The sequence below is a fragment of the Streptomyces sp. NPDC031064 genome (genome assembly GCF_055570965.1).
Window position 1 is genome coordinate 1,498,086 of sequence record NZ_JBVIGF010000001.1, and the last position, 22,112, is coordinate 1,520,197.

Consider the following 22,112-nt stretch of genomic DNA (forward strand, 5'->3'; position numbering starts at 1 on the left):
GGCCGGTAGGAACGGCAGGGCCGGCAGGGCCGGTAAGTCCGGTGGGCCGGGCCGGCTCGCCGGTGGAGGGTGACCTCGTACGGTGGAGACTCCGTGCAGGTCACCCTGGCCGGCAACTGCCCCTGCCGGGACCGGCATAGAGTAGGGGCGCATTCTCACGCGGGCGGTCCCGGAGGACCGCCCGCTTGCATGACATCTTCATGACAGGTTCATGGCATTTCGCACGGCACATGCACTAACAGGGGGAATCGTTCTCATGCGATCCATACGTCCGCTCCTGGCCGTCACCGGCCTGGCCGCGGCGCTCACGCTGACGGCCACCGCCTGTGGCCCCACCGAGGACAAGGCGGCCGACAAGCCCGCCGCGGCGACGCCCGCCGACGGGCAGGGCGGCGGCCAGGGCGGCGGCCAGGGCGGCGCCGAGCTTCCCGCCGACCTCGCCGACAAGCTCAAGGAGCACGGCGTCGACCCGGAGAAGTGGAAGAACGGCGAGTGGAAGAACTGGGACAAGGACAAGTGGCTGCGTGAGGCCAAGGACTTCGTCAACCCGGTGATCGAGGGGCTGTGGAAGCCCGAGCGGATGCAGTCCGCCAAGTCCCCGCAGAAGACGATGGCCGCCGGTGCCGCCACGGGTGACCAGGGCGCCACCGACCCCGAGCCGCGGCCGGTCCAGGCCGTGGCGGAGGAGAAGCCGTACCACAAGAACGCCGCCCCGGTCGGCAAGGTGTTCTTCGACGCCCCCGAGGGCTCGATGGTCTGCTCCGCGACCGTCGTCAAGGACCCGAAGAACCCGGGCAAGTCCAACCTCGTCTGGACCGCGGGCCACTGCGTGCACGCCGGCAAGGCGGGCGGCTGGTTCCGCAACATCGCCTTCGTCCCCGCGTACAACGACCTCGGCAAGTCCCCGGCCGCGCTGGAGAAGGCCCCGCCGCAGGAGGTGGCCCCCTACGGCGTCTACTGGGCGGACTGGGTGGCGACCTCCGGCGAGTGGATCTCGGAGGGCGGTCCGACCGGTGGTGAGGGCGCCCCGTACGACTACGCCGTGATGCACGTGAAGCCCGAGAGCGGCACGAAGTCGCTGGAGGAGACGGTCGGCGTCGCGCTCGACATCGACTTCAGCGCCCCCGAGGCCGCGGGCATCCCCGCGATGGGCGCCTGGGGCTACCCGGCCGCCCCGCCGTACGACGGTGCGCTGATGCACAAGTGCGTCGACCGGCCCGGTCGCCTCACCCTGGCGCCCGGGACGCCGACCATGTGGCGCATCGGCTGCACCATGACCGGCGGTTCCTCCGGTGGCGGCTGGTTCATCGAGAAGCCGGGCGAGAAGCTGGCCCTGGTGTCCAACACCTCCATCGGCCCGGTCACGGCCGGCTGGCTGGCCGGCCCGCGCCTCGACCGGGGCGCGGAGCAGATCTACACGATGATGAGTGACAAGTTCGCCGGCCAGTAGGGCCGGACACGCCGAAGGCCCGCCCCCTCACCAGGAGGGGGTGGGCCTTCGGTCGTTCAGGCCGTCGTGGCCGACGCGGCCGTCGTGGCCGACGCGGCCGTCATGGCCGACGCGGCCGTCAGTGCGCCGCGGGCACGTACGGCGCCAGCGCGGCGGCCAGCTCCTCGTGCACCCGCGCCTTGAGGTGCGTGCCCTCCGGCGTGTGCTCCTCGGAGAGCACCTCGCCCTCGGCGTGCGCACGCGACACCAGCGCGCCCTGCGTGTACGGCAGGAGCACCTCGACCTCGACCTGCGGCCGCGGCAGCTCGGCGTCGATGAGCGCGAGCAGCTCGTCGATGCCCTCGCCGGTACGGGCCGACACCGCGATCGAGTGCCGCTCGATGCGCAGCAGCCGCTGGAGTACGAGCGGGTCGGCGGCGTCCGCCTTGTTGATCACCACGATCTCGGGCACGTCCACCGCGCCGACGTCGCGGATCACCTCACGCACGGCGGCGAGCTGCTCCTCCGGCGCCGGGTGCGCGCCGTCCACCACGTGCAGGATCAGGTCGGAGTCGCCGACCTCCTCCATGGTGGAGCGGAACGCCTCGACGAGGTGGTGCGGCAGGTGTCGTACGAAGCCGACGGTGTCCGCCAGCGTGTACAGCCGGCCGCTCGGCGTCTCGGCCCGGCGCACGGTCGGGTCGAGGGTGGCGAACAGCGCGTTCTCCACGAGGACGCCCGCGCCCGTCAACCGGTTCAGCAGGGACGACTTGCCGGCGTTGGTGTAGCCGGCGATCGCGACCGACGGCACCTTGTTGCGCCGCCGCTCCTGCCGCTTGATCTCGCGGCCGGTCTTCATCTCCGCGATCTCCCGGCGCATCTTCGCCATCTTCTCGCGGATCCGCCGACGGTCCGTCTCGATCTTGGTCTCACCGGGACCACGGGTGGCCATACCGCCGCCCGAGGAACCGGAGCCACCGCCACCCATCTGACGGGACAGGGACTGACCCCAGCCTCGCAGCCTCGGCAGCATGTACTGCATCTGGGCCAGCGAGACCTGCGCCTTGCCCTCTCGGGACTTGGCGTGCTGGGCGAAGATGTCGAGGATCAGGGCGGTCCGGTCGACCACCTTGACCTTGACGACGTCCTCCAGGTGGATCAACTGGCCGGGGCTGAGCTCACCGTCGCAGACGACGGTGTCGGCCCCGGTTTCGAGCACGATGTCGCGCAGCTCGTCCGCCTTGCCCGAGCCGATGTAGGTGGCCGGGTCGGGCTTGTCGCGGCGCTGGATCACTCCGTCGAGCACCAGCGCACCCGCCGTCTCGGCGAGCGCCGCCAGCTCCGCGAGGGAGTTCTCCGCGTCCTCGACGGTCCCCGAGGTCCATACGCCGACCAGCACCACACGCTCCAGGCGCAACTGCCGGTACTCGACCTCGGTGACGTCCTCGAGCTCGGTGGAGAGGCCCGCGACGCGGCGCAGCGCGGCGCGCTCGGAGCGGTCGAACTGGTCGCCGTCCCGCTCTCCGTCGATCTCGTAGCTCCAGGCGACGTCCTCTTCCATCAGGGCATCGGCCCGAAGGCTCTCGGTGCGGTTCGTGTCCGCGAAGCTCTGCGCGTCCTGGGAAGGGGAAGAAGAGGAGGTCATTTGATCCTTACGTAGTGGGATTGCCCGGCCGGCTCACGCCGGTCGAACGGCTCATCAGTCACAACGCGTGACTCCCCCGGATCATTCCCGGGGCGGGGCACCGTCATTCCAGGGGCCCGGCAGCGCCGCCGACCCGTTGATGGTCGCATGGTACGGCCGGGCCCGTCACCCCGGTTTTCCGGGGCCTGGGCGCCCCCGGTCAGCGCTTGGCGGCGGGGGCCGCCGGGGCCTTGGTGGCGCCCTTCGCCGGTGCCTTGCTGCGCCAGTCCGGGTGGCCCGGCATCTTCGGGGTGCGCTCGCCGTACAGCCAGCCCCGCATGAACTCGGTCAGGTCCCGTCCCGCCTCCGCCGAGGCGAGGCGTACGAAGTCGGCGGTGCTCGCCGTCCCGTGCGCGTACTCCGTCACCCAGCGCCGCTCCAGCCGCTCGAAGGCGTCCTCGCCGATCTCCTGCCGCAGCGCGTACAGGACCAGCGCGCTGCCGTCGTAGACGACCGGCCGGAACAGGCTGATCTTCTGCCCCGCCGCGGGCGGCCTGGGCGCGGCCGGCGGGCCGCCCGCGGCGCGCCAGCGGTCGGAGTCGAGGTACGCCTGGCGCATGCGCCGCTCCAGGGGCTGCTTGGCGGTCTCCTCCGCGTACAGCGCCTCGTACCAGGTGGCGTGTCCCTCGTTGAGCCACAGGTCCGCCCACCGGCGCGGCGAGACGCTGTTGCCGAACCAGTGGTGGGCCAGTTCGTGCACCATGATCGATTCGACGAACCACTTCGGCAGGGTGCTCCGGGTGAACAGCGAGCGCTCGAAGAGGGAGAGCGTCTGGGTCTCCAGCTCGAAGCCCGTGTCGGCGTCGGCGACGAGCACGCCGTAGGTCTCGAAGGGGTAGCGGCCGACCTTGCGCTCCATCCACTCCAGGTGGGCGGGGGTCTTCTTCAGCCAGGGTTCCATCCGGTCGACGTCGGCGGCCGGTACGACGTCGCGTACGGGCAGGCCGTTCGGGCCGGTGCGGTTGAGCACGGTGGAGCGGCCGATGGACACCTGGGCCAGCTCGGTGGCCATGGGCCGGTCTCCCCGGTACAGCCAGGTCTGGGTGTCGCCGGCGAGCGCCCGGGCGACCTTGCGGCCGTTGGCCACCACCGTCAGGCCCTTGGGGGCGGTGACGCGGAAGGTGAAGTACGCCTTGTCGGCGGGGTGGTCGTTGCCGGGGAAGACGCGGTGGGCGGCGTCGGCCTGGTTGGCCATCGCCAGGCCGTCGGCGGTACGGACCCAGCCGCCCGCGTTCCTGGGACCGCTGGGGTCGCTGGTGTGGGTGACGGCGATCTGTACCCGCTCACCGGCGCCGACCGCCTGCGACGGCTCGATGACCAGGTCCTCGCCGCTCATCGCGAACTCGGCGGGCCGGCCGTCGACCTCGACCGTGCGCACGGTGCCGTGCGTGAAGTCCAGGTTGATGCGGTCGAGCCGATCGGTGGCCCGCGCGTCGATCTTGGTGACGGCGTCCAGCGGCTTGCTGTTGTCGCCCCCGTAGGTGAAGGCGATGTCGTACGCGAGGACGTCGTACCCGGGATTGCCGAGCTGCGGGAAGAGCGGGTCGCCGATGCCGAGGGGCTGGGGCGAGGGCAGCGCCGCGCCGAGGAGGCCGGCCGAGGCCGCCGCGACCAGGGCCACGCGGAGGCGTCGCGCGGTGCGGGCTGTGCGGGGTGCACGCGATGTGAGGGGCATGGAGCAACCGCTACCAGCGCGCCGCGCCGGGACCGCGACGGCGCGCGCCCGGCGCACCCGAACGTACTCGGACGGACTCCGCCGGACTCCGGACTCGGGCCCGCGCCCTGGCCGGGCCGGGGCGGGGCGGGGCGGGGAGGTGGCTCAGCCGGTGGTGGTGGCCGGCTGCTGGGCGCGGCTCACGTCGTACACCCCCGGTACGTCGCGCATGGCGCGCATCAGGCCGGGCAGCTCGGCGGCGTCGGCGAGCTGGAGCGTGTAGGTGTGCCGGACGCGCTGCTCGCTGGGCGGTTCGACGGTGGCCGAGACGATCGCCGCGCCCGCCGTGGCGATGGCCTCCGTGAGGTCGGCGAGCAGCCGGGGCCGTCCGAAGGATTCGGCGACCAGGGTGACCCGGCACTCGGCCGTACCGCCCCACCGCACTTCCACCGGCACCCGCCCGGCCGCCTCCATGCGCCGCACGGCGGGGCAGCCGACGCGGTGGACGGTGACGTTGCCGCCGCGTACCGGGAAGCCGGTGACCGCGTCGGGCGGGACGGGCGTGCAGCAGCGGGCCAGCCGCACGTGGGCGTCCGGCAGGTCGGTCACGACGGCGTTCGCCGCGTTTCCGGTGTCCCGGGCCGGGGGGTCGGCACTCAGGGGGCTGGAGGGCGGGCGGGGGGCGGCCGCCGGGACCTTCGCGCCCTCGGGGTGCGCGGCGAGCCAGCCGGTGATGGCGATCCGTGCGGCCGGGGTACGGGCGTGCTTCAGCCAGTCGGGCGAGGGCCCGGCGGCGGGGTCGTCGGCGGCCGGTCCGCCGGGGGCGTGGTCGTCGCGGGCACGGTCGTCGGCGGCGGGGTCGTCGGCGGTCCGGGCGGGGCCGGGGGCGGAATGGGCGAGGTCTCCCGGGGTCCCGGCGGTGCGGCCCGCCGGGCGGCCCTGCGCGCGCCCCGCGGGAGCGGCCTCCGAAGGAGCGGCCCCCTCGCCCCGGGCGAGCAGGAGCTGCACGGTGTCACCGTCGTTCAGAACGGTCCCCAGCGCCGCCAGACGGCCGTTGACGCGGGCGCCGACGCAGGTGTGCGCGGCCTCGCCGTACTGCGCGTACGCGGCGTCCACGCATGTCGCTCCGGCCGGCAGCGCGAGGGTGCCGCCGTCCGGGCGGAAGACGGTGATCTCGCCGTCCTGGGCCAGGTCGGCGCGGAGCGAGGTCCAGAAGGTGTCGGGGTCGGGCGTGGCCTGCTGCCAGGCGAGCAGCCGGGACAGCCAGCCGGGCCGGGTGGGGTCGGTGCGCTCACCGTCCTCCGCGTGGTCGGCGCCTTCCGCCGGAGTGGCGTACGGGTTGCCGAGGGCGACGACGCCCGCTTCGGCGACCTTGTGCATCTGGTGCGTACGGATGAGCACTTCGGCGACGGCTCCGTCGGGCGCGGCGACGGCCGTGTGCAGCGACTGGTACAGGTTGAACTTGGGGGCGGCGATGAAGTCCTTGAACTCGGAGATCACCGGCGTGAAGCAGGTGTGCAGCTCGCCGAGCACGCCGTAGCAGTCGGCGTCCTCCCCCACCAGGACCAGCAGCCGCCCGAAGTCGGTCCCGCGCAGTTCGCCGCGCTTGAGCCGGACGCGGTGCACGGAGACGAAGTGGCGTGGCCGCACCAGCACTTCGGCCGGGATGCGGGCCTCCCTCAGCACCGTCCTGACGTCGTCGGCGATGGCGGCGAGCGCGTCCCCGGCGGTGGCGTTGTCGGCGATGAGCGCGCGGGTGTTCTCGTACTCGGCGGGGTGGAGGATGGCGAAGACCAGGTCTTCCAGCTCCGTCTTGAGGGCCTGTACGCCGAGCCGTTCGGCGAGCGGGATGAGGACGTCGCGGGTGACCTTGGCGATCCGGGCCTGTTTCTCGGGGCGCATCACGCCGAGGGTGCGCATGTTGTGCAGCCGGTCGGCGAGTTTGATGGACATGACGCGGACGTCGTTGCCGGTGGCGACGAGCATCTTGCGGAAGGTCTCGGGCTCGGCGGCGGCCCCGTAGTCGACCTTCTCCAGTTTGGTGACGCCGTCGACGAGGTAGCAGACCTCCTCGCCGAACTCCTCCCTGACCTGATCGAGGGTCAGGTCCGTGTCCTCGACGGTGTCGTGGAGGAGGGAGGCGGTCAAGGTGGTGGTCTCGGCGCCCAGTTCGGCGAGGATCAGGGTGACGGCGAGCGGGTGGGTGATGTACGGCTCGCCGCTCTTGCGGAACTGGCCCCGGTGCGAGGACTCGGCGAGCAGGTACGCCCGGTGCAGGACGGTCAGGTCGGCGTCCGGGTGGTGGGCGCGGTGGGCCTCGGCGACGTGGCTGATGGCGTCGGGCAGCTTGTCGCGGGTGCCGGGGCCGAGCAGGGCGGCGCGGCCGAGCCTCCGGAGGTCGATCCTCGGGCGGCCGCGCCGACGACTGGGCGCGGGGTTCGTGGCCTCGGCACTCAGGTTGGTGGCCTCTGCGCTCATGGGCACCTCCGACGGCGTCGACCGGCGGTGGGGCGGGCAAGGCATGCCCGCCGGGCCGGTGCTTGATGCTACCGAGCCCACCACGTAGCGCTGACCCGCTCTCGCTCAGCGTGAACGGGATCACCCATTCGAGCGAAGGGTGCGCAAAGGTTCAGCAGGGCCCTCAGACGAGCGCCTTCAGGCGTCCACGGAGGCGAACCAGGCCGGGTCGATGTGGCCTTCGGCGACGATGACGGCGGGCCCGGTCATCTCGATCCGGCCGTCGGGGTGCTCGGTGATCACGAGCGTGCCGCCGAGGACGTCCACGGTGTACGTCACCGGGGTGCCCGTCCCGGCCGGGTCGGCGCCGTCCCGGCGGGCCGTCGCCACGGCGACCGCGCACGCGCCCGTGCCGCACGAGCGGGTCTCGGCGGCGCCGCGCTCGTGGACGCGCATCGCCACGTGGCGGGGGCCCCGGTCGACGACGAACTCGATGTTGACGCCGTCGGGGTAGACCGCGGCCGGCTCGTACGGCGGCTCGGTGAACAGGTCACCGGCGTGGTCGAGGTCCTCGACGAAGGCCACCGCGTGCGGGTTGCCCATGTTCACGTTCCGAGCGGGCCAGCTCCGGCCGCCGACGGTGACGGTGACGCCGTCCTCGGGGAGCAGGGCGCGGCCCATGGAGACGGTGACGTCGCCGTTCTTGGCGAGGTGGACCGGCTTGACGCCGCCACGGGTGGCGATGGCGATGTCACCGGCGGTGACGTACCCGGCGTGCTGGAGGTACCGGGCGAAGACCCGGACGCCGTTGCCGCACATCTCGGCGACGGAGCCGTCGGCGTTGCGGTAGTCCATGAACCACTCGGCCTCCTCGGCCATGTCCCGCGCCTCGGGGTGGGCGGCGGACCGGACGACGTGCAGCAGTCCGTCGCCGCCGAGGCCCGCCCGGCGGTCGCAGACCCGGGCCACGACGCCGGCGGGCAGGTCGATGGCGTTGTCCGGGTCGGGCACGATCACGAAGTCGTTCTCGGTGCCGTGGCCCTTGAGGAAGGCGATGGGCTCGGTGGTCACGGGATCGGTGGTCACGGGGTCAATCGTACGGGTGGGGTCCGACACCCGGCCGGTCAGCCCGCCCGCCGGGCCGCCGGGGCTGCTCAGCGCAGCCGGGCCACGCGCCAGACGGCCAGGGCCACCGGGACGGCGACGCCGACGGCGTACAGGGCGATCACGCGCCAGTCGGGGCGCTCGCCGGAGCCCCGGGCGGGCAGACCGGGCCAGGTGTACCCGACGCGGCGGGCGGCCATCATGCCCCAGCCGGCGGCGCAGCCGCACAGCAGCAGGCCGAGCATGGCGAGGACGGCGCCGCCGTCGCCCGAGCCGAAGGCGAGGGGGAAGCCGAACATCAGCGAACCGATCACGGCGAGACCCACGATGGGGGCGAGCTGCCAGATGCGCAGCTTGCGCTGCGGGCGCAGCTCGACCTCGACCTCGTCGGGGGTGATCTCGGGTGTCCCGTCCTCGTTGAGGTCGGGACCGTCCGGGCTCAGGCCCGGTGCGTTGCTGGCCACCTGGGGTTCGTCCGGTGCTTCCTGGTGTTCTCTGTCGCGAGGGCCGGCCTCCATCGCCACGCGCCCTCCCAACTCGGGTTCCACTGGTCGATCGATGCTCGATGATGGCACGGCCCCGACCGTCGGAATGACGGGCAGGGCGTCCCGATGCCATCACGTGATCAGGCTGTAACCGCTCGTTCGACCAACGCCAGCGCCTGATCGGCAAGTTCCCCGCGATCGTCGGCGGCGCCGCCCAGCCAGTGGACGCGCGGGTCGCGGCGGAACCAGGAGTCCTGGCGGCGTGCGAAGCGCTTGGTGGCGCGTACCGTCTCGGCGCGCGCCTCCTCCTCGGTGCACTCCCCGGCGAGCGCGGCAAGTACCTGCTGGTAGCCGAGGGCGCGGGAGGCGGTGCGGCCCTCGCGCAGCCCGCGGGCCTCCAGGGCGCGGACCTCGTCGACGAGCCCCGCCTCCCACATCCGGTCCACGCGCGCGGTGATCCGGTCGTCGAGCTCCGGGCGTGCGACGTCGACGCCGATCTGGACGGTGTCGTACACCGAGTCGTGCCCCGGCAGGTTCGCCGTGAAGGGCCTGCCGGTGATCTCGATCACTTCCAGGGCGCGCACGATCCGGCGGCCGTTGCTGGGCAGGATGGCGCGCGCGGCCTCCGGGTCGGCGGCGGCGAGGCGGGCGTGCAGGACGCCCGAGCCGCGCTCCTCCAGCTCGGCTTCGAGGCGGGCGCGGACGGCGGGGTCGGTGCCGGGGAAGTCCAGGGCGTCGATGGCGCCGCGCACGTACAGCCCGGAGCCGCCGACGAGGACGGGGGTGCGGCCGGCGGCGAGCAGCCGGTCGATCTCCGCACGGGCCAGCCGCTGGTACTCGGCGACGCTGGCCGCCTCCGTGACGTCCCAGATGTCGAGGAGGTGGTGGGGGATGCCCCCGCGCTCCTCGGGCGTCAGTTTGGCGGTGCCGATGTCCATCCCCCGGTAGAGCTGCATGGAGTCGGCGTTGACGACTTCTCCGCCCAGCTCCTGGGCGAGGTGGACGCCCAGATCGGACTTTCCGGCTGCCGTGGGGCCGACGACGGCGATGACCCGCGGGGCGGGAGCTGCGCTTCTCACCGTCCCAGTCTCGCAAACCTTGCGACCCGTCCCCGAACGAGTTACGTGACGGCATGACATCGGCGTCGTTGCCTGTTGCGAGGTTCCGACCGCCGGTTTACGGACCGGCTGCACCGGGCGACGCAATGGGACGCTCCGGACGAGGCGGAATTTCGCCCACACGAGTACGCTTTGGAGTAGATATGGGCGTGTTTTCACGGTTTCGTAGGAGGAAGTCCGAGGCCTCTTCCGAGGAGGCGGCAGCGGCGACCGTCGTTGCGGAGGCCGAGTCGGAGGGCACGGAGCCGGAGGCGTCGGACATCGCCGAGGCGGCGGGGAAGCCGGACGAGGCCGCGGCCGAAGGTGCCTCCGAGAGCGTGGAGATTCCCAAGCAGCAGTCGGCCGAGGAGGCGGCGGACAACGAGGCCGGCGAGAGCGCCCGCAAGTAGGATCCTTACGACGGTTACTCCGAGGGAAGGTGCCCCATGGGCTTCCTGGATTCGTTGAAGGCCAAGCTCGCCCCTGCCAAGGAGAAGGTCTCCGACCTCGCGCAGCAGCACGAGAGCAAGATCGACCATGGGCTGGAAAAGGCCGCCAGGATGGTCGACCAGAAGACCAAGGGCAAGTACAGCGACAAGATCGAATCGGGGACGGGGAAGGCCAAGGACGCCTTGGGCCGGATCGCCCACAAGGACGAAGGCGGTACGCCGCCGACGCCGCCGGCCCCACCGGCCTCCTGACCTCGTTCAGCCGGCCACGGCACCACGACGGACGGCCGCGGAGCACACGCCGTGCTTCGCGGCCGTCCGTCGTCCGTCCGACCGTCCGTCTGCCCGTCCGTCTGCCCGTCGGGCTGTCCGTCCGGGGGCTGGGCGGACGCTATGACCAGGCGGCCACGAAGTAGCCGACGCCGTACGGGGCGTCCTCGTGGAGCAGCCGGCCCTCCAGGCCCGCGCCCTCGGCGGCGCCCGCGAGGACCTGCCAGGGCGCCCGGCCGGCCACCTTCAGCTCGTAGGACAGGCGCTCGTCCAGCGCCGCGAGGGCGCCGGTGTCGGCGGAGCCCAGCGCCCGGGCGGCCCGCTCGTCGAAGGCGGCGGCGCGGTCGTCGAGGTAGCCCGGCGCCTTGAGGCTGCGGCACGCGCTGCCGTCCCCCAGCACCAGGAGGGCGACCCGCCCGGACTGCGCGGCGATCTCCCGGCCCGCCTCGGCGCACCGCGCGGGCGCGAGCCGCTCGCTCACGGCGAGGCCCTCGACCGGGGCGTCGGCCCAGCGCACGCGCTCCAGCAGCCAGGCGCCCACGGCGAGCGGGGCCGGCAGCGGCCGGTCGCCGACGGGGGCGCCGGCACCGAGCCGTACCCGGACGTCGACCCCGAAGCCCCGGAAGTCCCCCACCGTCCCGGCCGGGTACCGCTCCAGCCCCTCCTCCGCGCCGGGCCCGACCACGACCAGCCGGTCCGGGCGCGACGCGGCGAGCACGGCGAGCGCGTCCGCACACGCCGTGCGCGCACCATCGAGCTCGGGCGCGGCCCCGGCGGCGAGGTCGGGCACGAGGAGCGGCGGGCAGGGGCAGACGGCGGCGGCGACAAGCATGATCCGCAGCGTAGCCGCTGCACCACGAGGTGGGCCGCCAGGCCGTACCCCACCCGCCAGGCCGTGCCCCACCCGCCAGGCCGTACCCCACCCGCCGGGCCGGTACGGCGCGACCCGTGGCGTCCCCGGCCGCCGCGGCCGAGGCCGGGGGCACGCCCCGGTCCCGTGACGGAGTCGCCGGGACCGGGCGACGCCAGGAGCGCGCCCAGCCGTGGGTCAGGTGAGGGCGCAGCCGCCCGTGACCGGCGGGAGCGGGGCCGGGGCGCCGATGGTGGGCAGGCCCAGCAGGACGCCCGCGGGCTTGGCCGCCTCCGCGGCGTTGCGCTTCTGCCAGGCGTCGCCCGCGCGGGTGCGGCGTACGTGGGCCGTGGGGCCCTCGGCGAGGAGGTGGTGCGGGGCCGCGTAGGTGATCTCGACGGTCACCACGTCGCCCGGGCGCACCTCCTGCTCCGGCTTGGTGAAGTGGACCAGGCGGTTGTCGGGCGCGCGGCCGGAGAGGCGGTGCGTGGCGCCGTCCTTGCGGCCCTCGCCTTCCGCGACCATGACCTCCAGGGTGCGGCCGACCTGCTTCTTGTTCTCCTCCCAGGAGATCTCCTCCTGGAGGGCGACCAGGCGCATGTAGCGGTCCTGGACGACCTCCTTGGGGATCTGCCCGTCCATGGTCGCCGCCGGGGTGCCGGGGCGCTTGGAGTACTGGAAGGTGAAGGCGTTCGCGAACCGCGCCTCGCGCACCACGTGCATGGTCTGCTGGAAGTCCTCCTCCGTCTCACCGGGGAAGCCCACGATGATGTCGGTGGAGATCGCGGCGTGCGGGATCGCGGCGCGGACCTTCTCGATGATGCCGAGGAAGCGCTCCTGCCGGTACGAGCGGCGCATCGCCTTCAGGATCGGGTCGGAGCCGGACTGGAGCGGCATGTGGAGCTGCGGCATCACGTTCGGGGTCTCGGCCATCGCCGCGATCACGTCGTCCGTGAAGTCGCGCGGGTGCGGGGAGGTGAAACGGACCCGCTCCAGGCCCTCGATCTCGCCGCAGGCGCGCAGCAGCTTGCTGAAGGCCTCGCGGTCGCCCAGGTCGGAGCCGTACGCGTTCACGTTCTGGCCGAGCAGGGTGATCTCGGAGACGCCCTCGGCGACCAGGGCCTCCACCTCGGCGAGGATGTCGCCGGGACGGCGGTCCTCCTCCTTGCCCCGCAGCGCCGGGACGATGCAGAAGGTGCAGGTGTTGTTGCAGCCGACGGAGATGGACACCCACGCGGCGTAGGCGGACTCCCGCCGGGTCGGCAGCGTGGAGGGGAAGGCCTCCAGCGACTCGGCGATCTCGACCTGCGCCTCCTCCTGGATGCGGGCGCGCTCCAGGAGCACCGGCAGTTTGCCGATGTTGTGCGTACCGAAGACGACGTCGACCCACGGCGCCTTCTTCACGATGGTGTCGCGGTCCTTCTGGGCGAGGCAGCCGCCGACGGCGATCTGCATGCCCGGCCGCTGGGTCTTCTTGGGGGCGAGCCGGCCGAGGTTGCCGTACAGCTTGTTGTCGGCGTTCTCGCGGACCGCGCAGGTGTTGAAGACGACGACGTCGGCGTCACCGTCGGAGCCCTCGGGAGCGCGGACGTACCCGGCCTCCTCCAACAGCCCGGAGAGCCGCTCGGAGTCGTGAACGTTCATCTGGCACCCGTAGGTGCGGATTTCGTAGCTCTTTGGTCCCTGAACGTCCACTGCGAGGCTCCGGTCGCTGCTGCTGGTCATTGTCCAAGGGTAAGCGGTCCCGGGAGGCTCCCCGCCGGCCCGGGCGCTCCGGCGGCTGTGTTCATCTGCATGAACAGAAAATGGATACGCGAATATTGACGCGTACGCGACGCCATTTTAGCGTCACAGAAAGCGCTTGCTCCGCTTTCGATCGTTCATGTCGTTGAACAATCCAGCCACTGGAGACGAACGATGCACCTGAGACCCCTCATCGCGTGCGCCGGACTGCTGGCCGGGACGCTCGTCGCACTGTCCGACGGCCCGGCCGAGGCCGTGTCCACCCGTTACGAGGCCGAGACCTCCCCGGCCGTCTGCACCGGCACCCTCGACTCCGACTGGGCCGGTTACACCGGCAGCGGCTTCTGCAACGGCACCAACGCGATCGGCGCCCACGCGCAGTTCACCGTGGACGCCCCCGCCGCCGGCACGGCGACGCTGACCGTCCGCTTCGCCAACGGGTCCACCACCGCACGGCCCGCGGACGTCGTGGTGAACGGTTCGACGGCCGCGTCCGCGTCGTTCCAGAGCACCGGCGCCTGGGGCGCGTGGGCCACGAAGACGCTCACGGTGCCGGTGAGATCGGGCAGCAACACCGTGCGGCTCACCCCCACCGCCCCGGCGGGCCTGCCCAACGTCGATCACCTCGACGTCGAGACGGGCGGCACCACGACCCCGCCGCCGACGGGTCCGGCGCTGTACGTGGCGCCGAACGGCACCGACGGCGCGGCCGGAACGGAGTCGGCCCCGACGACGCTCACCTCGGCGATCTCCCGCGTCACCCCCGGCGGGACGATCCTGCTGCGCGGCGGCACCTACCGCTTCGCGCAGACGGTCACCATCCCCGCGGGCAGGAACGGCACCTCCGCCGACCGTACGGAACTGGCCGCCTACCCGGGCGAGAGGCCGATCCTGAACTTCTCGGCCCAGACCGAGGACCCCGCCAACCGCGGCCTCGCCCTGAACGCGTCGTACTGGCACGTCAGGGGGCTCGTCGTCGAGCGGGCCGGGGACAACGGCATCTTCGTCGGCGGCAGCCACAACGTCATCGAGCGCACGGTCACGCGCTTCAACCGGGACACCGGGCTCCAGCTCTCGCGGATGGCCTCCAGCACGCCCCGCGACCAGTGGCCGTCGCACAACCTCATCCTGAGCGCGGAGTCGCACGACAACGCCGACTCCGACGGCGAGGACGCCGACGGCTTCGCCGCCAAGCTCACCTCCGGGCCCGGGAACGTCTTCCGTTACGCCGTCGCCCACAACAACATCGACGACGGCTGGGACCTGTACACCAAGCCCGACACGGGCCCCATCGGCCCGGTGACCATCGAGGACTCCCTCGCCTACGCCAACGGCACCCTCTCCGACGGCACCGTCAACTCCAACGGCGACCGCAACGGCTACAAGCTCGGCGGCGAGGACATCGCGGTCGACCACGTCGTCCGCCGCAGCATCGCCCACAACAACGGCAAGCACGGGTTCACCTACAACCGGAACCCCGGCAGGATGACGGTGTCGGACAACATCAGCGTCGACAACGCCCAGCGCAACTACTCGTTCGACGCCGGCACGTCGGTGTTCCGCAACAACGTCTCCTGCCGCGGCGGCAGCGGGTCCACCGACCGGATCGTCGGTGACGCCGACGGCTCGAACCAGTTCTGGTCCGGCACGAACGGCTCCCGGTGCTCCTCCTACAGCGGGGCCCTGGGCTGGTCCTTCACGGCTGACGGGCGCCTCGTCGTGACCTTCACGGGCGCCTCGGCGACGCGCTGACCGACCCCGCCACCCCACCGCGCCCACCGGGCCGGGGCGAGTACACGCCGTACTCGCCCCGGCCCGTCGCGCGTTACGCCACGGTGGCGGCGAGGCCGTCGAGGAGGAGTGCGAGGCCCGCCTCGAAGCCCCGCTCGTCGAGGCCGGCCAGGCCCGAGGCGTCGGCGGCGGCGCCGTCGAGGGCGTCGGCCAGGGACGGGTAGGCCGGGCGGTAGCCGTCCGGGGGGCGGGTGAAGCCCGCGGTGAAGGTCTCCAGCGCGGAGCCGAGGACCAGGTAGTCGAGGGCGGCGGCGACCTCGGCCGCCCTGGCGGGCGTGCAGCCGATCCGGACCAGGGCGGCGATGAGCGTGTCGTAACCCCGCAGGGCCTTGTCCGCCTCCACCCGCCGCCGGGCCACCAGGGCGATCATGTGCGGGTAGCGGAGGTACACGCGGCGGTAGCCGCGGGCGTACGCGGCGATGCCCTCGCGCCAGCGCGGGTCGTCGAGCGGGGCGAGGTCGATCTCCTCGTTGATCCGCTCCAGCGCGGCGTCCAGCAGGTCGTCCTTGGACGCCACGTGGTGGTAGAGCGACGCCCCGCTCACGCCCATGCGCTGGGCGAGGGCCCGCATCGTCAGGGCCTGGGGGCCCAGCTCCTCGAGCAGTTCGAGCGCGGTGCGCGCGATGCTCTCGCGGCTCAGCAGTGGCTGGCTCGGTCGGCCCATCGCGGTGCTCCCCCTCTTTTCCGCCGACAGGTTACCGGCCCGAAGGGGTTCACATTCAGCCAGTGGCGCGTTAAGTTCCCCGCACCCCGATACCTAACAACGTTAGATTTAGTCAGCACGAGGTGACCATGACGCCCACGCCCTCCCCGCCCCAGCCGCACGACAGCGACGCCGACGCCGCCCGCCTGGGCGACCTCGGCTACCGGCAGGAGCTGCGCCGCAGCCTCGGCATCCTGGGGAACATCTCCATGGGCTTCGCCGTGGTCTCCCCCGTGGTGGCCCTCTACGCGGTGGCCATGGTCGGCACCACCGTCGCGGGCCCCGCCTGGATCTGGGCGCTGCCGGTGGTGCTGATCGGCCAGTGCCTGGTGGTGAACGTCTACTCCGAGCTCGCGTCCCAGTGGCCGCTCGCGGGCGGCCCCTACCAGTGGAGCCGCCGCCTGCTCGGGCCGGCCTTCGGGTGGATGGGCGGCTGGGTGTGGCAGTTCGCCGTGATGTTCGGCAACACCACCGTGGCCTACCTCGCCGCGCCCTGGGTCTTCGCCCTCTTCGGGATCACGCCCACGCCGGGGGCGATGGTGGCGGTGGCCGTGGGCATCCTGCTCGGCTGCATGCTGATCAACGCGTACGGCATCAGGGTCCTGAGCTTCATCGTGTCGCTGGGCATCGGCGCCGAGGCGGTGGCCTCCGTCCTGGTCGGCTTCTCCCTGCTGCTGTTCTTCCGTGAGCACGACTTCGTCCTGTTCACCGACACCATGGGCGCCGAGGCCCTGTCCGGCGGCTCCACCGCGCTGGCCTTCCTCGCAGCCGTCGCCGTGGCCGGCTGGGCCTTCATCGGCTTCGACGCCTGCGTCTCCACCTCCGAGGAGACCAAGGACGCGGGCCGCCAGGTGCCGCGCGCCATGTGGTGGGCGCTGCTCAGCGTCGGCGCGGTCGTGATCCTCAACGCCATGGCCGTCGCCCTCTCCCACCCCGCGCCCGAGAAGGTCGTCCTGGGCGAGGACATCGACCCGGTGACCACGGCGGTGGTGCACTCCTTCGGCTCCTGGTCCGACAAGCCCTTCGTGGCCGTCGTCCTGGTCGGCTTCCTCGCCTGCGCCATGGCGTCGCAGGGCGGCGCGGCGCGCGGCCTGTACTCACTGGCCCGGGACGGCGTCTTCCCCTTCTCCCGGCAGGTGCGGAAGGTCAACAAGCGCCAGGCGCCGATCGGCGGCCTCGTCGCGTCCACCCTGGCCAGCGGTACGGCGCTGCTGCTCGGCCTCGACGCGACCGCCATCGGCAGCCTGATCGCGTTCGGTACGGCGGCGACGTTCCTGCCGTTCTTCCTCACCTCGCTGGCCGCCCTGGTCGCCCGCCTGCGCGGCACGTGGGTGCCGTCCGGGCACATCCGGCAGGGGCGCAAGGGCACGGTCCTGAACGTGCTGGCCGTGCTGTGGACCGGCTTCGAGGTGGTCAACGTCTGCTGGCCGCGCGCCATCCTCGCCCCGCCGGGCGCGCCCTGGTACCAGGTCTGGGCCGGGCTGCTGGGCACCGCCGTGATCATCCTCGCCGGGCTGGTCTACCTGGTGGTCCGCCGCCCTCAGGACAAGATCCGCGACGACCGGTCCCCGGCCGCCGCTCCCGCCGCGCCGGACGCCGACGAGTCCGCCGCGCTCGCGGCCGACGCCTCCTGACGCCACCCCTCGCACGTGCACATCCACCGTTTCCCTGCAAGGAGATACGCGATGAGTCTGCCCCGCATGCCGCACCTGAGCAGAAGGGTCTTCGGGGGCGCAGCCCTGACGGCCGCCGCGGCCGCCCTGATCGGCTCCGGCCGGGCCATGGGCGCGATGACCAAGGAGGTCACCACCGTGTTCCACGCCCCCGCCGAGTGGGAGGCGCACTCCGGCTGTGTGATGGCCTGGCCCTGGGACCCGGCCGTCGGCTGGGGCGGGCTGCTGCGCGACGTCCAGGACGAGATAGCGGGCATCGCCCGGCAGATCGCCCGCTTCGAGTCCGTCCTCATGGTCGCCGAGCCGGGCCACGGCGCCGCGGCCCGCGCCCGGTGCGGCAGCACGGTCACGGTGATCGAGCACCCGATCAACGACTGCTGGACGCGCGACACGGGCCCCGTCTTCGCCGTCGACGCGGGCAAGACGCAGAAGATCGGGCTCGACTTCCGGTTCAACGGCTGGGGCGAGAAGTACCCGTACGACAAGGACGACTTGCTACCGGTCGGCGTCTGCGGCCACCTGGGCGTGGAGCGGCGGCCCGTCGACATGGTGCTGGAGGGCGGGGCGGTCATCACGGACGGGCAGGGCACCCTCATCACCACCGAGGAGTGCCTGCTCCACCCCAACCGCAACCCGTCCATGAGCCGCGCCCAGATCGAGGCCACGCTGCTGCGGGCGTACGGGGCGAGCAAGGTCGTCTGGCTGCCGTACGGCCTGAACAACGACGACATCACCAACGGACACGTCGACCTCGTCGCCGCCTACCTCGGCCCGGCGAAGGTCCTCCTGCACACCCAGCCCGACCCCTCCAGCCCCAACCACGCCCGGATGGCGGCCAACCAGGCCGTGCTGCGCAACGCCACGGACGCGCGCGGGCGCCGGTTCGAGATCGTGGAGCTCCACCACCAGCCCCACTACCGCCTCAACGGGCTGCTCGTGGAGACGTTCAGCTACACCAACTACTACGAGACCAGCGGCAGCGTCGTCGTACCGCTGTCCGGCGAACCCGCGGACTCCCTGGCGCTCGCCCAGTTCCGCACCCTGTTCCCCACCCGGGAGGTCGTGGGCGCCCCGGCCCGCATCCTCGGCTGGGGCGGCGGCGGGGTCCACTGCGTCACCCAGCACATCCCGAAGACCCTGTAGGTCAGGGCCTGGCGCGGAGGGTGGCGACCAGGGGGGTGGCCGGCTGGAGCAGCAGGCCGACCCGGGGCGCCACCTCCGTGGCCGGCAGGTCCAGGTGGAAGCGCTGCGCGAGCGTGGCGAGCAGCAGGACGGCTTCCACCTGGGCGAACCGGGCCCCCAGGCAGGTGCGCTGGCCGCCGCCGAAGGGGTACCAGGTGTGGTCGGGCACGGCGTCCGGGCCGTCGGCGTCCCAGCGTTCGGGGCGGAAGGCCGCCGGGTGGGGGAACCAGCGCGGGTCGCGGTGGGTGGTCCACTGGCTGCACCAGACGATGGTCCGGGCCGGGACGCGGGTGCCGCCGAGGACGGCGCCGTCGCGGGCGACGGCCGCGAGGAGCCAGGCGGGCGGGTAGAGCCGCAGGCTCTCCTTGACGACCTGCTGGGTCCAAGTGAGCCGGTCGTAGTCGTCGATGGTGGGCGGGCGGCCGCCCAGTACGCGGTCGAGTTCGACTTCGAGCCGGTCCCGCACCGAGGGGTGCGCCGACAGCAGGTGCCACATCCAGGTCAGGGCGGTCGACGTCGTCTCGTGTCCGGCCGCCCACAGGGTGACCGCCTCGTCGCGCACCTCCCGGGGCGACAGGGGCCGGCCGTCCTCGTCGCGGGCGGCGAGCAGCCGGCCGAGCAGGTCGTCGCGGTCCTCCTCCGCGTCGGCGGTGCCCCGCAGCCGGGCCCGGATGAGCCGGTGCACCTCGCCGTCGATCGTGGCCACCGCCGCCCGCAGCCGCTGCCGCGCCGGGGTGGTGACCCAGCCGGGCATGAACAGGGTCATGCTCCGCAGCTCCGCGCCGATCACGTGCTCCGCCACGTTCATCGCCTCGGCCAGCGCCCGGGTCCCGTCACCGAGGTCGTTGCCGAACAGGCAGCGCAGCACGACCCGTTGAGTGATGAGCGCCATCTCGCGGTGGACGTCGACGCGTTCGCCGTCCCGCCACCGGTCGGCCGCCCAGCGGGCGCAGTCGACCATGGTGGTGGCGTAGGCCTTGACCTGGCGCGGCCGGACCGTCGGCTGCACGAGCGAGCGCTTGCGGCGCCAGTCGTCGCCCTTGCTCATGATCACGCTTTGGCCGACGACCCGCTTGAACGCCCAGCCGATCTCCAGGATGTCGTACATGTGCTCGCGGGCGGCCAGCAGCTCGTTGATGTGCTCGGGGTGGGACAGGAACAGGCTCTGCCGGGGCCCCAGCGACCAGCGCACGGCGTCCCCGAACTCGTCGCGCAGTTGCGTCAGGAACGCCAGCGGATCCCTGCCGAACTCCGGCAGGTTGCCCAGCAGGGGCAGGCCACGGGGCCCGGGTACGGGGTTCAGGGGAACGCTGCACGTGGTCACGGGGGCTCCAGCGGTCGGGCGCACGGCTCGGTGGTCGACACCCTTAACGCGGCGGGCCCGGCCGAGGTGGCGGCGTCAGCGGCGTGTCAGTCCCGGTCAGGATCGTGGAGGCGACACAGACAACGCGGGGGCCTTGGGGGCAGGAAGATGTGGACACAGTGCGTCGAGCCGCGGCCGTTCGCTGACCGGCGGCTGGTCTGTTTTCCCCACGCCGGCGGCTCGCCCTATTTCTTCCGGGGCTGGGGCAAGGCGCTCACGGGGTTCGAGGTGCACGCCGTGTGCTATCCGGGCCGGGCCGAACGCATCGCGGAGCCGCCCGCCACGGAGCTCGCCGCGATGGCGGGTGACATCGCCGCGGCGCTGCGGCCGTGGATGGACGGCCGGCCCACCGTGTTCTTCGGCCACAGCATGGGGGCGATCGTCGAGTACGAGGTGGTGGGGGCGCTGGAGGACGCGGGGGTCGAGGTGTCGCACTTCATCGCCTCGGGCGCCCGGGCGCCGCACCTGCTGCGGCCGGACCCCGACGTGGCCACCACCTGGGACGACGAGTCGATCGCGAGGACGCTCGTGGAACTGGGCGGCACGGACGCCGAACTGCTGCGCAACCCGGCCTTCGTGGAGCTGGTCATGCCCTACATCGGCGCCGACTTCCGGATGCTCGCCTCGTACGGCCCGGGCCGGAGCGCGCCGCTGCGGTGTCCCGTCACCGCGCTCGTCGGGGACCGTGATCCCCGGGTCCCGGCCGCCGACGCCGCCGCGTGGCGGGACCGGACGCGGAGCGCCTTCCGGTTCCGGACGCTCCCCGGCGACCACTTCTACCTCGCCGGGGAGCCGCCCTTCGCGGTCATCGACGGGGAGCCGGCCGGGAGCTGAGCGCACCGGGGCGGTCCCGGTACATCTCGGCGAGCAGGAAGGCGAGGTCCAGCGACTGGGTGTGGTTCAGGCGCGGGTCGCAGGCCGTCTCGTAGCGGTGGTGGAGGTTCTCGGCCAGCACCGCGTTGCCGCCTCCGACGCACTCGGTGACGTCGTCGCCGGTGAGCTCGACGTGCACGCCACCGGGGTGGGTGCCCAGCTCCCGGTGGACCTCCACGAAGCCGCGCACCTCGTCGAGGATCGTGTCGAAGCTGCGCGTCTTGTGGCCGCTGGGGGCCGTGATGGTGTTGCCGTGCATCGGGTCGCTGACCCAGCAGACCAGGGCGCCCTCGGCGGTGACCTTCTCGATCAGGTCGGGCAGCACGTCACGGACCCGGTCGGCGCCGGCGCGGACCACGAAGGTCAGCCGGCCGGGTTCGCGCCGGGGGTCGAGCCGGTCGATGAGACCGAGCACGGTGTCGGGGGTCGTGGTGGGGCCGAGCTTGACGGCGATGGAATTGTGCACCCGGGAGAAGTACTCGACGTGGGCGCCGTCGAGGTCGCGGGTCCGCTCGCCGATCCACAGCAGGTGGCCGCTGGTGGCGTAGGTGCGGTCGGTGTCCGGTTCGGCGCGGGTGAGGGCCGACTCGTAGTCGAGCAGCAGGCCCTCATGGCCGACGAAGAACTCGGCCGTGTCCAGTTCACCGGTGTCGACGCCGCACGCCTGCATGAAGGCGAGGCTGCGGTCGATCTCGTCCGCGAGCTGCTCGTAGCGCTCACCGGCCCGGGAGTCCGCGACGAAGCCCTGGTTCCAGGCGTGCACCTGGCGCAGGTCGGCGAAGCCGCCGGTGGTGAGGGCCCGTACGAGGTTGAGGGTCATGGCGGAGCTCTCGTACATGCGCCGCATGCGCCACGGGTCGGGGCGCCGCGCCTCGGGCGTGAACTCCAGACCGTTGACGGCGTCGCCCCGGTAGGAGGGCAGTTCGGTGCCGTCCCGTCTCTCGACCGGTGACGAGCGGGGCTTGGCGTACTGGCCGGCCATCCGGCCGATCTTGACGACGGGCAGGGCGGTGGCGTGGGTGAGCACCACGGCCATCTGGAGCAGGGTCTGGAGCTTGCCGCGTATCGCGTCGGCGGTGACCCGGTCGAAGGTCTCGGCGCAGTCGCCGCCCTGGAGGAGGACCGCCTCGCCACGGGCCACCGCGGCCATGCGGCGGCGCAGCAGGTCGCACTCGGCGGCGAAGACCAGCGGGGGCGCGGCGGACAGCCACCGGGTCACGGCGCCCAGTTCCGCCTGGTCCGGCCAGTGCGGCTGCTGGGCCGCGGGGAATTCCCGCCAGGATTCGGTGGGTGAATGCGTCATCC

The 22,112-nt window shown here is 72.7% G+C and carries 18 protein-coding genes; 7 read left to right on the top strand and 11 right to left on the bottom strand.

Features of this window, described 5'->3' with window-relative positions:
• Positions 1 to 256: 256 nt before the first annotated feature.
• A complete protein-coding gene (locus tag ACZ46W_RS06270) occupies positions 257 to 1,450 on the top strand; it encodes a trypsin-like serine peptidase (protein ID WP_468332077.1) in 1,194 nt (397 codons plus the stop codon).
• A gap of 118 nt (positions 1,451 to 1,568) precedes the next feature.
• Here the strand turns inward: ACZ46W_RS06270 and hflX are convergent, their stop codons facing one another.
• The 6 genes from hflX to miaA all read right to left on the bottom strand — a co-directional run bounded on the left by hflX (position 1,569) and on the right by miaA (position 9,892).
• Positions 1,569 to 3,074, bottom strand: a complete 1,506-nt coding sequence (hflX, locus tag ACZ46W_RS06275; protein WP_468332080.1) for a GTPase HflX — start codon at positions 3,072 to 3,074, stop codon at positions 1,569 to 1,571.
• A 199-nt stretch (positions 3,075 to 3,273) separates the two neighbouring features.
• The gene (locus tag ACZ46W_RS06280) at positions 3,274 to 4,788 is read right to left on the bottom strand and encodes a M1 family metallopeptidase (RefSeq protein WP_468332083.1); all 1,515 of its coding nucleotides are present in this window, start codon (positions 4,786 to 4,788) and stop codon (positions 3,274 to 3,276) included.
• A gap of 144 nt (positions 4,789 to 4,932) precedes the next feature.
• On the bottom strand, positions 4,933 to 7,224 hold the full coding sequence (locus ACZ46W_RS06285; RefSeq protein WP_468332489.1) for a RelA/SpoT family protein: 2,292 nt from the start codon (positions 7,222 to 7,224) through the stop codon (positions 4,933 to 4,935).
• A gap of 198 nt (positions 7,225 to 7,422) precedes the next feature.
• Positions 7,423 to 8,295, bottom strand: coding sequence for a diaminopimelate epimerase (gene dapF, locus ACZ46W_RS06290; protein ID WP_468332492.1), 873 nt, complete (start codon positions 8,293 to 8,295; stop codon positions 7,423 to 7,425).
• Between the two features lie 83 nt (positions 8,296 to 8,378).
• Positions 8,379 to 8,846 (bottom strand): hypothetical protein, encoded by a 468-nt coding sequence (locus ACZ46W_RS06295; protein WP_366129910.1) that lies wholly within the window; start codon positions 8,844 to 8,846, stop codon positions 8,379 to 8,381.
• 107 nt (positions 8,847 to 8,953) lie between these two features.
• Positions 8,954 to 9,892 (bottom strand): tRNA (adenosine(37)-N6)-dimethylallyltransferase MiaA, encoded by a 939-nt coding sequence (miaA, locus tag ACZ46W_RS06300; protein ID WP_468332086.1) that lies wholly within the window; start codon positions 9,890 to 9,892, stop codon positions 8,954 to 8,956.
• A 182-nt stretch (positions 9,893 to 10,074) separates the two neighbouring features.
• On the opposite strand from miaA, the gene ACZ46W_RS06305 reads away from it, so the two are divergent.
• Together ACZ46W_RS06305 and ACZ46W_RS06310 are read left to right on the top strand one after the other, a co-directional pair.
• Entirely contained in the window at positions 10,075 to 10,320 is a 246-nt protein-coding gene (locus tag ACZ46W_RS06305; RefSeq protein WP_468332089.1) for a hypothetical protein, read from the top strand.
• A gap of 36 nt (positions 10,321 to 10,356) precedes the next feature.
• Entirely contained in the window at positions 10,357 to 10,611 is a 255-nt protein-coding gene (locus ACZ46W_RS06310) for an antitoxin (RefSeq protein ID WP_468332092.1), read from the top strand.
• Positions 10,612 to 10,750: 139 nt separating this feature from the next.
• Here ACZ46W_RS06310 and ACZ46W_RS06315 read toward each other — a convergent pair whose 3' ends face one another.
• Both ACZ46W_RS06315 and miaB read right to left on the bottom strand, forming a co-directional pair.
• Positions 10,751 to 11,461, bottom strand: a complete 711-nt coding sequence (locus ACZ46W_RS06315) for a class III extradiol dioxygenase subunit B-like domain-containing protein (RefSeq protein WP_468332095.1) — start codon at positions 11,459 to 11,461, stop codon at positions 10,751 to 10,753.
• Between the two features lie 216 nt (positions 11,462 to 11,677).
• Positions 11,678 to 13,204 (bottom strand): tRNA (N6-isopentenyl adenosine(37)-C2)-methylthiotransferase MiaB, encoded by a 1,527-nt coding sequence (gene miaB / locus ACZ46W_RS06320; RefSeq protein ID WP_468332098.1) that lies wholly within the window; start codon positions 13,202 to 13,204, stop codon positions 11,678 to 11,680.
• 192 nt (positions 13,205 to 13,396) lie between these two features.
• Here miaB and ACZ46W_RS06325 point away from each other — a divergent pair, with 192 nt between their 5' ends.
• Complete coding sequence (locus ACZ46W_RS06325) at positions 13,397 to 14,974, top strand: carbohydrate-binding protein (protein ID WP_468332101.1); 1,578 nt, start codon at positions 13,397 to 13,399, stop codon at positions 14,972 to 14,974.
• Positions 14,975 to 15,047: 73 nt separating this feature from the next.
• Here ACZ46W_RS06325 and ACZ46W_RS06330 read toward each other — a convergent pair whose 3' ends face one another.
• Complete coding sequence (locus ACZ46W_RS06330; RefSeq protein ID WP_468332104.1) at positions 15,048 to 15,677, bottom strand: TetR/AcrR family transcriptional regulator; 630 nt, start codon at positions 15,675 to 15,677, stop codon at positions 15,048 to 15,050.
• Positions 15,678 to 15,805: 128 nt separating this feature from the next.
• Between ACZ46W_RS06330 and ACZ46W_RS06335 the strand changes: the two genes are divergently transcribed.
• Entirely contained in the window at positions 15,806 to 17,350 is a 1,545-nt protein-coding gene (locus ACZ46W_RS06335) for an APC family permease (protein WP_468332107.1), read from the top strand.
• Between the two features lie 51 nt (positions 17,351 to 17,401).
• Positions 17,402 to 18,532 carry an agmatine deiminase family protein gene (locus ACZ46W_RS06340; protein ID WP_468332110.1) on the top strand — a complete coding sequence of 377 codons (1,131 nt, stop codon included), beginning with the start codon at positions 17,402 to 17,404 and terminating at the stop codon, positions 18,530 to 18,532.
• Position 18,533: 1 nt separating this feature from the next.
• Here the strand turns inward: ACZ46W_RS06340 and ACZ46W_RS06345 are convergent, their stop codons facing one another.
• Positions 18,534 to 19,895: a cytochrome P450 gene (locus ACZ46W_RS06345; protein WP_468332114.1), complete on the bottom strand. Its 1,362-nt coding sequence runs from the start codon at positions 19,893 to 19,895 to the stop codon at positions 18,534 to 18,536.
• 147 nt (positions 19,896 to 20,042) lie between these two features.
• Here ACZ46W_RS06345 and ACZ46W_RS06350 point away from each other — a divergent pair, with 147 nt between their 5' ends.
• Positions 20,043 to 20,768: a thioesterase II family protein gene (locus ACZ46W_RS06350; protein WP_468332117.1), complete on the top strand. Its 726-nt coding sequence runs from the start codon at positions 20,043 to 20,045 to the stop codon at positions 20,766 to 20,768.
• Here ACZ46W_RS06350 and ACZ46W_RS06355 read toward each other — a convergent pair.
• Positions 20,740 to 22,110 (bottom strand): class II 3-deoxy-7-phosphoheptulonate synthase, encoded by a 1,371-nt coding sequence (locus ACZ46W_RS06355; protein ID WP_468332120.1) that lies wholly within the window; start codon positions 22,108 to 22,110, stop codon positions 20,740 to 20,742. The two genes, ACZ46W_RS06350 and ACZ46W_RS06355, sit on opposite strands and share 29 nt — an antisense overlap.
• Positions 22,111 to 22,112 lie beyond the last annotated feature (2 nt).